The organism is Streptomyces sp. NPDC030838 (assembly GCF_055572035.1).
The window spans coordinates 100711-113185 of sequence record NZ_JBVIED010000009.1 but is presented as its reverse complement, the minus strand read 5'-3'; the positions used below and the strand labels follow the sequence as shown (position 1 = coordinate 113185).

Here is a 12475-nt window from a genome sequence, read left to right as displayed (position 1 = left end):
CTCTTCACAAGCCGCTGGCCGCTATTTACAGTCGGCGAGAGCGATGACCGAAAGTCAGGGTTCGTGCACGCGCCCGTCGCTGCCCGGCGGGTGTCGATGAAACCGAGGTGACGCATGGTCGACTTCCAGCTCAGCCAGCAAGAGATCGAGCAGTTCCACCGCGACGGTTACATCGGTCCGTTCGACCTGTACAAGCCCGAGGAGATGGAGGAGAATCTCCGGGCTCTGCGGCCCAGGCTCCTGAACACCAAGCGGGCGATCTACGGCCAGGGAAAGGGAATTTCGGGAGTCACCAATCTCGCCAACTACGACCGGCACCTGGACGTCGACTTCCTGGCGGAGCACATCACCCGGCCGGAGATCGTCCATCGGGTGTCCAGCATCCTGGGCCCGGATGTCCTGTGCTGGCGTACCGAGTTCTTCCCGAAGTATCCGGGAGACGAGGGAACCGACTGGCATCAGGCCGACAACTTCTCCAATGTGGCCGGATCCAAGCATCCGCAGATCGTCTGGCCGGAGGACTCCGAGTTCGGCGGCACGATCACGGTCTGGTGCGCATTCACCGAGGCCAGCGTGGACATGGGCTGCCTCCAGTTCATACCGGGCTCGCACAGGACCATGAACTACGACGAGTCCAAGGTCATGGAGTACAACGCCGACTCCATCGGAAAGGTGGAGAAAGGCGGCGTGCGACGGGGCTTTTTCGGCTACGACTACCGCCAGTTGCAGAAGGATCCGAACTGGAGCCCCGACGAGTCGAAGGCGCAGTCCATGGTCATGCGCCAGGGCCAGTTCATCATTTTCTGGTCGACGCTCATGCACGCCTCGCACCCGCACGCCGGACTCACCGACGACATGCGCCTGGGCTATGCCGCGCGATATCTGCCGACCCAGGTGCAGGTCTACCCGTACTCCGACGCGCTCTCCGAGTTCGGCGGCGAGGCGAGCCTGGAGAAGTTCGGGTGTGTGCTGGTCTCCGGGCAGGACGAGTACAAGCACAATCGGTTCGTCGACCACACGGTCAACGGCACGCCGTTCCGGATCGCCGGCTGAGCGGGCCGGCGTCGATGCCCCCGTCGTTACGGCCTCCGGTCCCGTCCGGTGCCGCGCCAGCCGGCGCCGACCGCACCGACCGCACGGACACAGCCGACCACACGAACTCAGCGGACCGCACGAACAGCGCCGCTGACACCTTCGGCACACCCCGCACCACCCGGCTCCCCCCGATCACCGGATCCACCACCGCCCTGGCCGTCCACCGCGCCGTCAATCGCACCACCGTCGCCTACCCGAGTGACCGCAGCGTCCCCGAGCTGTTCGAGGCCTGCGTCGCCCGGTGGCCCGACGCGCCTGCGGTCGTCCACGGTGGGCGCACCCTGAGCTACCGCGAGCTGGACCGGCGAGCGAACGGCCTCGCCACGCATCTCACGGAGCAGGGCCTGAAGCCCGGGGCCGTCGTCGGCGTCTGCGTGGCCCGTTCCCCCGAGCTGATCGTCACGCTGCTGGCGGTGCTCAAGTGCGGGGGTGCCTACCTGCCCGTCGACGCCGCCTGGCCCGACGAGCGGCTGCACCAGCTGTTCGCCAGCGCCGAGTGCTCCTGGATGGTGACCGACCGGGAGCCCGAGATGAGTCGCCGGCTGAGCGCCTGCCGTGTGGTGGCGGTGAGCGCCGATCGGCCGGCCGGCCGCGACACGGGCCCTCGGGCGGCCGTGCGGGCCGACTCCCTCGCGTACGTCAACTTCACCTCGGGCTCCACGGGACGGCCCAAGGGCGTCGCCATCCGGCACCGCAGCATCGCCCGCCTGGTGTTCGCCGCGCGCTACGCGCCGCTCGACCGCACGAGCCGGCTGCTGCAGCTGGCCCCGGTGACGTTCGACGCGGCCACGTTCGAGATCTGGGGCGCCCTGCTCCACGGCGGCACCTGCGTGCTGTACCCGCACGGGTTCGTGCGCCTGTCGCAGCTCGGGCATGAGCTGCGTCGGCACCGGGTGACCGTCCTGTTTCTCACGACGGCGCTGTTCAACACCCTGATGGACGAGGCGCCCGAGGCGCTGGCCGGTGTGGGCACCGTCCTCACCGGCGGTGAGCTGCACTCCGTACGTCATCTCGCGGCCGCGCTGGAACGCTTCGGCCCCGGACGGCTGGTGCACGTCTACGGGCCCACGGAGGCCACCACCTTCGCCACCTACCACCCCGTCGACCACATCAGCGAGGACTCCGCGGTGGTCCCGATCGGGCGCCCGATCCAGAACACCCGGCTGTACGTCATCGACGGCACCACCCTGTGCGAACCGGGCGCCGTCGGCGAGATCTGTCTCGCGGGCGACGGGCTCGCCGCCGGCTACCTCGGCATGCCGGAGCCGACTGCCGAGAAGTTCGTCGACGTGGTGGTGGACTCCGTGCCCGAGCGGCTCTACCGCACCGGAGACAACGGCTACCTCCTGCCCGACGGCTCCCTGGTCTTCCACGGCCGGGAGGACGACCAGGTCAAGATCAACGGCTTTCGTATCGAACTCGGCGAGATCACGCACCAGCTCGACCGGCATCCGGCGGTGCGGCGTAGCTACGTCACCGTGACCACCCGCGGTGAGAAGGCGCTGGTGGGCTTCGTCGTCACCGACGGGTCCGTCCCGGAGACGGAGCTGCGCGACCATCTGCGCGCTCGGCTGCCCGGCTACATGGTGCCGCACCGTATCCACGCCTGCGACGACCTGCCCCTGACGGCCACGGGCAAGACCGACCGTCACGCTCTGCTCGCCACCCATGAAGCGGCGGCGCCACGGCCGTGCTGACGCCTCACCACGACACCCCACAGGAGAGGACGATGACTTCCCAGGAATCCACGGCTCCGGAGCCCGGCGCCGCCCCCGAGCTCACCAGCACCGAGAAGGTGCTCGCCGACATCTGGCGCAGTCTTTTCGGCGTAGACGAGGTGAGCGCGCACGACAACTTCTTCGAGCTCGGCGGCAACTCCCTCACCGCCATCCGGTTTCTGGCGCGGGTCGAGGAACAGTTCGCGGAAGACGTCCTGCCGCCCGAGACCCTGTACGACGATCCCCGCCTCTCCAGCCTCGCCAAGGCCATCGACGAGGCGATGGCGTAGGCCTGTGCGGCTCTTCGCGCCCTTCAGCGACGACAGTACGGGCAGCGGTGCCGGCAGCGGCGGGGAGGATGCCGTCGACATACGGCTGTACTGCTTCCCGTACGCCGGGGGCGGCACTCAGGTCTTCCGCGGCTGGCAGTCCCGGCTCACCTCGCGCGTCCCGGTCGTCGGTGTACGGCTGCCGGGCCGCGAACAGCGTTTCCGTGAACCGGCCCACACCTCGTGGGCCGGTGCGCTGGGGGAACTCACCGCCGCTTTCACGCCGCTGACCGAGCGGGGGCCGTACGCCTTCTTCGGACACAGTCTGGGGGCCCGACTGGCGTACGAGCTGGCGCACCGGCTGGCCGACGGCGGCTGTCGCCCTCCCGACCTGCTCGTCGTCTCGGCCTGCCGGGGCCCCGGCAGGCCGCCGCGCCACCCGGACATGCACTCCATGGACGGACCGACTCTGCGGGCCCGGCTGCGCGAGATGAACGGGGTGCCACCGGAGGTCCAGGACAACCAGGCGCTGATGGATCTGCTGGAACCGATGCTCCGCTCCGATCTGCGGCTGGCCGAGACCTGGCAGCCCTCTCCCGGCCGCCTCCCGGTCCCGGTCCTCGCCCTGTGCGGTGCCTACGACGACGTGGACCCGTACGAGGACATGCTCGACTGGCAGCACCACACCACGAAGGGGTTCGCCATCCACTCGTTCCCAGCCGGCCACTTCTTCCTGCTGGAGCAGGAATCCGCCGTCGTCGACGCCATCGCCGACCGGCTGCGGGGAGGCGGCCGATGATCACGGACCTGGCGGTGTCGTCCGCCCGATCGCCGTACCTCACCTCCGAGCACGACGCCTTCCGGCACTCCGTGCGCGCCTTCCTCCAACGGGAGATCGCCCCCTACGCGGCGGAGTGGGAACGCCGGCGGACCATGCCCCGCTCTGCCTGGCAGGCCCTGGGGGCGGAAGGACTCCTCGGCCTGAACCATCCGGTGTCGGCGGGCGGTTCGGGCAAGGACTTCTTCCACTCGGTGGTCTTCCTGGAGGAGCTGGGCCGACTGGGCTTCGGAGGGGTGCGTTTCGGCGTCGCCCTGCACTCGTACATGGCGACGAGCTACCTCGCCGTCGACGGCTCGGCCGAGCTGCGGGAGCGGTTCCTGCGCCCTGCCGTGGCCGGCGAGCTGGTCGCCGCCCTGGCGATCACCGAGCCTCAGGCGGGCTCCGACCTGTCACGGCTGGCCTCGACCGCGCGTGAGGAGGGCGACGATCTCGTCGTCGACGGCGAGAAACGCTTCGTCGTCAACGGAGGCTTCGCCGACTTCTTCGTGACCGCCGTGAGGATCGGATCGTCCACTGGCCGGTCGGTCCACCAGGACCTGAACCTGCTGGTCGTCGAGCGGGACCGGGCAGGGGTGAGCGTGCGCCCCAACGACTGCGCGGCGTGGCGGGCCTCGGCCGTGGCGGACGTCGGTCTGCGCGCTGTGCGCGTCCCCCGGGCCAACCTGATCGGCCGGCGCAACAGCGGCTTCCTGCAGATCATGAAGAACATGCAGCTGGAGCGGCTGGCCGCGGGGATCACGGCCGTCGGCGCCGCGGAGGAGTGCCTGGAGGCCACCTGGCGGCATCTGAAGCGGCGCGAGGCCTTCGAGTCGACCCTCAGCGGCAAGCAGGCCGTCCGGCACCGGATGGCCGACCTGCTCACCGAGCTGGAGGCGACCCGCCAGCTCGTCCATCACGCGGCCTGGAGCTACGCCCGGGACCCGCTGTCGATCACCGCCTGCTCGATGGCGAAGCTCAAGGCGACCGAGCTGTCCCGGACCGTCGCCGAGGAGTGCCAGCGCCTGTACGGCGCGGAGGGCTTCTCCGAGGACGCTCCCGTGGCCCGCGCCGTTCAGGACGCGCGCGCCGCCACCATCGCCGCCGGGGCGAGCGAGGTCATGCGCGACATCATCGCGCAGGGGGGATACGAGGAGTCGCGTTGAGCCCGGAGGAGACGGGCTCTTCGTCGAAGAGGTACTTCTCGATCGTGTCGTTGTAGGTGCGCAGGGCGAACTCCTGCGTGCCCAGGCAGTATTCCTCGTTGGCTCCGGACGCCAGGCCCCGCTGGATCTCGCGGTATATCTCCAGGTCCTCGTACTGCACCTGATAGGTCAGCTTCCTGTTCTCCTCCCAGCGCTCGGCATCCGCACCGCTCGCCGAACCGGGAGGCACGAGGAGACGGAGCTTCACCAAGGTCTTGGCCGGGCCGAGCGGGTGCGACGTGATCCAGAGGAAATGGTCGGACTGATGCAGGACCGTCTCGTTGGGAAAGACCGTGTGGATGACGTTGGCGACCGACAGCAGCCGTCGCTCACTGCGTTCCGTCTCCGCGATGAAGTTGATGGAACGCTTCGGGAGGATGGAACGCAGGTGCGGTCCGAACGAGTCGAAGAAGAAGGTGTTGGTTTCGAAGAGCGGATTGGCGCTCTTCGCGTGGAGGAAAGGGAAATGGTATCCCTCGAGCGTTCCCTCGACGACGAGCTTCCAGTTGATGTCCCACTCGTGACTCTCGGCGCCGTATATCTCGAAGGCGGCCAGATTCAGCTCGTCGATGTCGCGCCGGAAGTCCCCGAGGAATTCGTCGAGGTCCTTCACCTGTGACCGGTCCTCCGGCATGAGCCACACGAATCCGTACGCCTCGACGGAGGGACACGACCGCAGGTTCCTCTTGCCTCGCTCGATCCCGGGGAAGCAGTGCGCGCTCGGGATGGCGCTCAGGGTTCCGTCCAGGTCGTAGCGCCAGGCGTGATATCCGCAGGTGAAGTGGCGGCGCTGCCCGGACGCGTCCGGTTCCACCCGCGCACCGCGGTGGCGGCAGGCGTTGAGGAGGACTCGGGCCACACCGTCGTCGTCGCGGGTGACGATCAGCGGCCGCCCGAAGTGCTCGAGCGTGACGAAGCTGCCCGGCTCCGGAATCTCGGAGGTGTGGACGAGCATGGAGGGGAGGCGCGTGAAGATGCGTTCGATCTCCGCCTGGTACCAATCAGGCGACCGGTAACGCTCCACGCCGACCCGGGTGTCGTGGTCGGTGAGTTGCTTGCGCTTGTTGCGGAGGTGCTCCAAGGCCCGGTCGAGCAGGCGGAGTTCCTCGTTGCGATCCATGCGGCGCGCTCCCTCGAAGCGACCCTCACCTCAACCGGCCATGGTTCTTTCCAGCCTGCCATGATGAACGAGGAACAAGACTGACAGACCGGTGAAGTCCCTGACAGAGGGAATTTCGGCCAGAAGGAGACGGGGGTGGCCGACCTGAGGCGCCTCAGGATTGGCCCGTGAGAAGCGGGGGGAATGCTGAACGTCGTACTCCACTTGGGAAAGGCGGGTTTCGTGGCAGGTAACGCAGACCTGAACGCCGATTTCGAGAAGCTCCAGAGGAACCTCGTCTCTCCTCTCGACGGCGGGGGCCGACCGCGGGTCGTCGTGGTGCTCCCCAGCTTCACCCTGGACCAGGCGGGGATGGCCAAGATCCCGGGAATCATGCACTACGAGGAGCGGCTGCTGTCCTTTCTGCACCTGCTGCGCGACCCGGACCGGCACCTCGTCTACGTCACCAGCATGCCGATGCCGGACATCGCGGTGGAGTACGCGCTCGGCCTGGTGCGCGCTCTCCCGACCGGGCACGCCCGCCGGCGGCTCACTCTGATCGACTGCGCGGACCCCGGCCCGGAGCCGCTGACGCGGAAGATCCTGCGCCGCCCCGATGTGATCGAGCGGCTGAAGCGGTCCCTCACCGACCCGAAGGACGCCTGCGTCCTCGCCTTCAACGGCACACCGTTCGAGAGGGAGCTCGCCGTCCGGCTCGGTGTGCCGTTGTTCGCCTGCGATCCGGCGCTGGCCTCCCTGGGCTCCAAGAGCGGGGCGCGGCGGGTGTTCGCGGAGGCGGGCGTGCCGGCGCCGACCGGAGTGGAGGACCTGCGGGACGAGGACGACCTCGTCAAGGCCCTGGCCGAACTGCACGCTTCCCGGCCCGCTTCGGGGCGCGCCCTCATCAAGCTGAACGAGAGCTTCGGGGCGGGCGGCAACGCTCTCTTCGACTTCCGGGGGGCGCCCGAGTCGGGCGGCGTCGAGGCCTGGATCCGCCGTGTGCTGCCCGGACGCGTCGAGTTCGCCACTCCACCCGACACCTGGGACAACTACGCCGCCAAGTTCTCCGAGATGGGCGGCGTGGTGGAGGAGTTCGTCACGGGGACCGAGGTCAGGTCGCCGTCGGCCCAGGTAGCGGTCTCCCCCACGGGCGACGTCCGGGTGCTGTCCACCCAGGACCAGTTCTTCGTGGGTGCCGCCCGGCAGACCTACGCGGGCGCCACCGCTCCCGCCCTCGCGGACTACCGTCACGACCTGCACGACCTCGCGTCGCGGACGGGTCGGACGCTGGCCGCCAAGGGCATGGTCGGTATCGCGAGCGTCGACTTCGTCTCGGCACGCGAGGCGGGCGGCGGCTGGCGGCACCACGCCCTGGAGATCAACCTCCGCATGGGCGGGGGAACGGCACCGCTGAACTTCCTGGAGGGCGTCGCGGAGGCGAGGCTCGACCCCGCCACCGGCAGCTATCTCACTCCCGACGAGGTGCCGCTGTGCTACGTCGCCACGGACCGGCTGCAGCACGAGCGGTACCGGACCCTGACGCCGGAACAGGTCCTCGATCTCGTGTCCCGCGAAGGTCTCCTCTACTCCGAACGGGACCGTCGCGGTGCCGTCTTCCACATGCTGGGCGCGCTGCCGGAGTTCGGGAAACTGGGCGCCGTGGTCATCGACCGCAGCCACACCGCCGCCCGGGCGCGGTACCGCGAGGTGGTGGCCGCACTCGACGCGGCGTGCGGAGCGGAGCGTTAGCGCCCAGAGGTCGTCGGGGCCGTAGGACTGGATGCCCGAGACGGCGATGTGGCGTCGGGGGCGCTCCAGCCGGCCAGGAGGGCGAGGGCCTGTGCGGAGGCGGAGCCGGGCTCGGCGGTGTAGACGCACACGGTCTGGCCCGGGTCGGCCGGGAAGGCCAGGGTCTCGTGGTGCAGGGTGAACTCGCCGACCACGGGGTGGTGGAAGTGCTGCGTACCGTGCACGCACTGGGCCACTCGGTGGCTGTCCCACCAGGATCTGAACTCCGGCACCTTCACGACGGCCTCACCGATCATTTCGTTGAGCAGGGCGTCGGGCGCGGGCCAGGTGGTTGGCTGCCAGTACGTCCTGCCGGTGGTTGGCGATGAAGGCCGGTGAGACGCCGCCCAGGATGTCCAGCATCTGATGGACCTCGGGGCGCACACGCTGCACGGGCTGCGCCCGGCGGCGGCGCGGGCGGGTGGTGCGGATCCGGGCGAGGTCGAAGAGGTGGGCGCGTTCGTCGTCGTCCAGGCGCAGGGCGTGGGCCACGCCGTCCAGGACGGCCTCGGAGACGTTGGGGTGGCGGCCCTGTTCGAGGCGGGTGTTAGCAGTCCGTGCTCACACCGGCCAGGTGGGCGACCTCCTCGCGGCGCAGGCCCGGCACCCGGCGAGCGCCGCCGCCCGGGGTCACGCCCGCCTCGGCAGGGCTCAGGCGGGCCCGGCGGGTGCGCAGGAAGTCTCCCAGTTCGGCGTTCTACTCCATTCCTCCAGTATTCGCGCGGGGCGGGGCGGTCGCCTGGGCCCAGGGTGGCCCAGCCGGACCCAGGCTCGGCTGGGCCACTTGTGCGGTCCGGCCCGCCCTTCCCGCGGCGTGAACCTGGAACAACGCGGTCATGGCCTAGCCGGGCCGTCTCCTGCCCAGCACCGCACTCGCTCGCCACTGTCCTCCGGAGCACTCCCCCATGCCATTGATCATCCACATCCTCGGGTTCGGAACCTTCGCTCAGGGCACCTCGGAGTTCATGCTCGCCGGGCTGCTGCCCTCCGTCGCCGGCGATCTGGATGTCTCCCTGTCCGGCGCGGGGCTGCTGGTCTCGGCCTTCGCGATCGGCATGGTCGTCGGCGCGCCGCTGCTGACACTGGCCACGCTGAGGCTGCCCCGCCGTGCGGCGCTGGTCGGCTTCCAGGCGGTGTTCGTCGCCGGGCACGCGGCCGCCGCGCTCGTGCCGCACTTCGGCTTTCTGCTGGTGATGCGCGTGGTCACGGGCATGGCGTACGCCGGGTTCTGGGCGCTGGCCTCGGTCGCCGCGGTCTCGCTCGTCACCGCCGACCGGCGCGGGAAGGCGATGTCCGTGGTCGTGTCGCCCTGGACCCGGTCGGCGGCCCGCGCCTGGGCGAACTGATCCGGTCCGTGCGCCGCCACGGCACGGTCGTCTCCCTCGGCTTCACCGGCAGGACGGCCCCGGTCGACGTACTGGACCTCCTCGTCGGCGAACGGTTCGTGACCGGTTACGGGGTGCACGGCGACTCCGACGAGGAGATCACCAAGGCCCTGGACGACATCGGCCGGCTGACGGCCGAAGGGCGGCTGCGCCCGGTCATCGACAGCACGTTCGCTCTCGACGACTTCGAAGCCGGCTACGCACGCCTCGCCTCACGCGAAGCCGTCGGCTCCATCGTCCTCGAACTCTGACGCCGAGGCCGGTCGGGCCGCCGGTCTCGTCGTGGTCACCCTGCCGTTCCACGCCTACGGCAGGGTTCATCTCTCCTTCCACACAAGCGCGGTGAGCACGGCCGACACGATCGTGACGGGCGTGTCCTGGGTGTTGAGCAGCCTCACCCGCATTCCCCGCCCCGCCCCGATGCGCTTCACCAGGGGCAGCACGCCGAACGTGTCCCCGGCGGTGCCGACCAGCTCGTGGATCGGGTGGTCCTGCACCAGTTCGCCGTCCTCGTACTCCGACATGCGGGCCTGTACAGTCCTCCCGGGCTCCAGGCCGGTGACGCGCAGGCTCAGGGAGCCGGAGAAGCGGCAGGCGCCGCGGGCCCACACGCTGCCGCCGTCGGCGTGGTCGCCGGTCTCGTCGCTCCACTCCCGGGGGAACTCGATCGAGTCCCAGCCGCCGGGGTTGAGGCGGTAGGGGTCGGCGATGCCGAGGTTGACGTACTGGGGCATGGGGTCCTCCTGTGAGGTGCCTCGGGCGGCGTTGAGGATCGCGGTCATGGGGAAGGCCCCGGGGTCGCCGTGGAGGTTCTCCGGGACGTGCTGGTGCCCGCAGTGCCCGCCGAAGCTGTTCCAGGCGCTGTGGGACATCCGCACGCCGTTGCCGGCGCCGTACGAGCCGGGGTAGGCCTTGAAGGTCAGTCCGGAGGTGAGTGCCACGCCGTGCTGCTCGTGCGCCCACCGGGCGAACGCCCCGAGATCGCGGACCGCCCAGTCCGGCAGCTGCGGCATGTACAGGTGGGGTGTCGATCCCCATCTCCTGTGCGTGGACGGGTCGCAGGTACCGACCACCTCGACCTGGCACACGTTGAGTGTGTTCGTCTCCACGCCGCCGGAAGTGTTGACCAGGGCGCGGCTGGACACGTCGAAGTCGAAGTGCTGGTACCAGACCAGTCTCTTCGCCGTGAAGTCCGGTTTCGCCGTGAAGTTCGGGGCCGAGGCCCCGCCGCCGTACGACGGCAGCGACGTGCCCTCCGTGGAGTGCCAGACGATCGTGTTCGTCCTCATCGCCGAGCCCGGGTAGTCGTCCTGGTACCAGTACGCCGTCGAGGCCCCCGGGTACTTCTGCGGGCCGGCGCTCATAACGCGTGCTCCGTCGGCCGGTTGAGGACGACACGGCGTGGGGTGGTGTGCAAGGTGGGCCTCCGATGAGGTAGTGGGCCGGCCACGCAAGAAAGCGCTGATGACTGCGATACCTGGGGGAAGCCGGTGACGTACAGGCGGATTCCGGTCTCTCGGTGTGCGCCGGTGGAACGCGCCCCGCGCCACGTGAGCCTGCCGGCCGCCGACAGGGTCGCGTAGCATGCGGAACGTGCGTTGATCTTCAGGGCAGTGGCTCGTGGCCGCTGCGGACGGAATGACCGCCTCTCCCGTCGGCAGGACCGGGAGAGCGGTTCGGCGTATGCACCGTCAATCAGGCTGGAGACCGACACGTGTCCGCACCACACCCGCTGACCTACGAGGCGTTCATCGCCCGTGCCGCCGCCGACCCGGACGTCCTGGGGCTGGTCCTCAAGGGCTCCCACGCTCACGAGGGCATGTCCACCCGGTACTCCGATCACGATGTGTACGTCATCCTCGGCGACCGAGCGGCCACCGACCTGGCAGGCCTCGATGGTTGTCGTTCCGCCGAGTTGGATCTCGTCGTCGTGACGGTGGAGGAGTTCCGTCGGCTCGGCGGCTGGGAACGCTATGCCCTCGCCCGGTCCTGTGTCCTGCTCGACCGGCTCGACGGGGGGATCGCCGAGATGGTTGCGGCCAAGGGACGGCTCGACGCCGATGATGCATCGCGCGCGGCGGCGGGTTGGCTGGACGCCTACGCCAACTCGCTGTATCGGTCGGTGAAGAACGCACGCGACGGCCACCCGCTCGCAGCTCGCCTGGACGCGGCCGACAGCATCGGCTTCCTGCTGGAGCTGTTGTTCGCCCTTGAGGGTCGTCCGCGTCCCTACAACAAGTACCTGGCTTGGGAACTGGAGAGGTTTCCGCTTCGGGGCTGGGAGACGCGAGAGCTCCTGGCCGCCGTCGGGAGGATCGCGGAGACCGGTGACGTGGACGTGCAGCGGCGGCTGTTCGCCCGAGTCGAGACCGTTGCGCGAGAGGCCGGCCATGGGCTCACGCTGGATGCCTGGGGTGAGGATCTTCGGTTGATGCGTCCCCTCCGGCATAACCGGCCCGTAGTACTCTGCCTGAAGTGGTTGACACGTAGTACTACAGGCGGAGTGGTTCCATGGTGAGACGGAACGACCAACGGCGCGCCGTCCTCGTCGACGCCGCGATCGAGGTGCTGGCCAGGGAAGGCGCGCGCGGCCTGACGTTCCGGGCGGTGGACGGCGAGGCCGGCGTGCCCGTCGGCACCGCGTCCAACTACTTCGCCAGCCGCGACGACCTGCTCACCCAGGCCGGCGCCCGGGTCTATGAGCGGCTCCAGCCCGACGAGGCCACCATCGCCCGCCACCAGGCGGCCGGCCGCGACCGGGAGACCTACGTGCAGCTCATGCGCGAACTCGTCGGCCGCGTCTCCTCGTTCCGCACCGGCTACCTCGCGCTGCTCGAGCTCCGCCTCGAGGCGACCCGCCGCCCCGAACTGCGCAAGGTCCTCACCGAGCGGGTCCGGGCCGACGTCGACGCCAACGTCGCCTACCACGAGGCCTCCGGCCTCCCCGGCGACGCCATGGCCGTCAAGCTGCTCATGCTGACGCTGAACTGGCTGATCGTGGAGCAGCTCACGCTGCCGGACGTCTTCACGGAGGCGGAGCGCGAGCAGCTGGTGACGGCCGCGGTCGAGCGCGTCGTGGCGGCGGAGTAGCCCGCTGCT

The 12475-nt window shown here is 69.6% G+C and carries 14 protein-coding genes; 10 read left to right on the top strand and 4 right to left on the bottom strand.

The window, feature by feature from the left end; genetic code table 11:
- The first annotated feature begins 114 nt into the window (after positions 1–114).
- From ACZ42A_RS23230 to ACZ42A_RS23210, 5 genes are read left to right on the top strand one after another with little or no spacing between them, the layout of a single operon-like run.
- On the top strand, positions 115–1053 hold the full coding sequence (locus tag ACZ42A_RS23230; protein ID WP_468529170.1) for a chlorinating enzyme: 939 nt from the start codon (positions 115–117) through the stop codon (positions 1051–1053).
- A gap of 14 nt (positions 1054–1067) precedes the next feature.
- Positions 1068–2792: an amino acid adenylation domain-containing protein gene (locus tag ACZ42A_RS23225; protein WP_468529169.1), complete on the top strand. Its 1725-nt coding sequence runs from the start codon at positions 1068–1070 to the stop codon at positions 2790–2792.
- A 32-nt stretch (positions 2793–2824) separates the two neighbouring features.
- On the top strand, positions 2825–3103 hold the full coding sequence (locus ACZ42A_RS23220) for a phosphopantetheine-binding protein (RefSeq protein WP_468529168.1): 279 nt from the start codon (positions 2825–2827) through the stop codon (positions 3101–3103).
- 4 nt (positions 3104–3107) lie between these two features.
- On the top strand, positions 3108–3881 hold the full coding sequence (locus ACZ42A_RS23215) for a thioesterase II family protein (protein WP_468529167.1): 774 nt from the start codon (positions 3108–3110) through the stop codon (positions 3879–3881).
- Positions 3878–5065, top strand: a complete 1188-nt coding sequence (locus tag ACZ42A_RS23210; RefSeq protein ID WP_468529166.1) for an acyl-CoA dehydrogenase family protein — start codon at positions 3878–3880, stop codon at positions 5063–5065. Before ACZ42A_RS23215 ends, ACZ42A_RS23210 begins: the two co-directional genes overlap by 4 nt.
- Here ACZ42A_RS23210 and ACZ42A_RS23205 read toward each other — a convergent pair.
- Complete coding sequence (locus tag ACZ42A_RS23205) at positions 5031–6224, bottom strand: aromatic ring-hydroxylating oxygenase subunit alpha (protein ID WP_468529165.1); 1194 nt, start codon at positions 6222–6224, stop codon at positions 5031–5033. The two genes, ACZ42A_RS23210 and ACZ42A_RS23205, sit on opposite strands and share 35 nt — an antisense overlap.
- Positions 6225–6446: 222 nt before the next feature.
- Here ACZ42A_RS23205 and ACZ42A_RS23200 point away from each other — a divergent pair, with 222 nt between their 5' ends.
- Positions 6447–7952: a peptide ligase PGM1-related protein gene (locus tag ACZ42A_RS23200; protein WP_468529164.1), complete on the top strand. Its 1506-nt coding sequence runs from the start codon at positions 6447–6449 to the stop codon at positions 7950–7952.
- Here ACZ42A_RS23200 and ACZ42A_RS23195 read toward each other — a convergent pair.
- Together ACZ42A_RS23195 and ACZ42A_RS23190 are read right to left on the bottom strand one after the other, a co-directional pair.
- A complete protein-coding gene (locus tag ACZ42A_RS23195) occupies positions 7949–8248 on the bottom strand; it encodes an MmyB family transcriptional regulator (RefSeq protein WP_468529163.1) in 300 nt (99 codons plus the stop codon). The genes ACZ42A_RS23200 and ACZ42A_RS23195 overlap by 4 nt on opposite strands.
- Entirely contained in the window at positions 8238–8483 is a 246-nt protein-coding gene (locus ACZ42A_RS23190) for an MmyB family transcriptional regulator (RefSeq protein ID WP_468529162.1), read from the bottom strand. The genes ACZ42A_RS23195 and ACZ42A_RS23190 overlap by 11 nt, the downstream gene beginning before the upstream one ends.
- Positions 8484–8896: 413 nt before the next feature.
- Here ACZ42A_RS23190 and ACZ42A_RS23185 point away from each other — a divergent pair, with 413 nt between their 5' ends.
- Both ACZ42A_RS23185 and ACZ42A_RS23180 read left to right on the top strand, forming a co-directional pair.
- Entirely contained in the window at positions 8897–9337 is a 441-nt protein-coding gene (locus ACZ42A_RS23185; protein WP_468529161.1) for an MFS transporter, read from the top strand.
- An 8-nt stretch (positions 9338–9345) separates the two neighbouring features.
- Positions 9346–9627: a zinc-binding dehydrogenase gene (locus ACZ42A_RS23180; RefSeq protein WP_468529160.1), complete on the top strand. Its 282-nt coding sequence runs from the start codon at positions 9346–9348 to the stop codon at positions 9625–9627.
- Between the two features lie 66 nt (positions 9628–9693).
- On the opposite strand, the gene ACZ42A_RS23175 is transcribed toward ACZ42A_RS23180, so the two are convergent.
- Entirely contained in the window at positions 9694–10740 is a 1047-nt protein-coding gene (locus tag ACZ42A_RS23175; protein WP_468529159.1) for a hypothetical protein, read from the bottom strand.
- Between the two features lie 350 nt (positions 10741–11090).
- Between ACZ42A_RS23175 and ACZ42A_RS23170 the strand changes: the two genes are divergently transcribed.
- Together ACZ42A_RS23170 and ACZ42A_RS23165 are read left to right on the top strand one after the other, a co-directional pair.
- On the top strand, positions 11091–11894 hold the full coding sequence (locus tag ACZ42A_RS23170) for a hypothetical protein (RefSeq protein ID WP_468529158.1): 804 nt from the start codon (positions 11091–11093) through the stop codon (positions 11892–11894).
- Entirely contained in the window at positions 11888–12466 is a 579-nt protein-coding gene (locus ACZ42A_RS23165; RefSeq protein ID WP_468529157.1) for a TetR/AcrR family transcriptional regulator, read from the top strand. The genes ACZ42A_RS23170 and ACZ42A_RS23165 overlap by 7 nt, the downstream gene beginning before the upstream one ends.
- Positions 12467–12475: the final 9 nt, after the last annotated feature.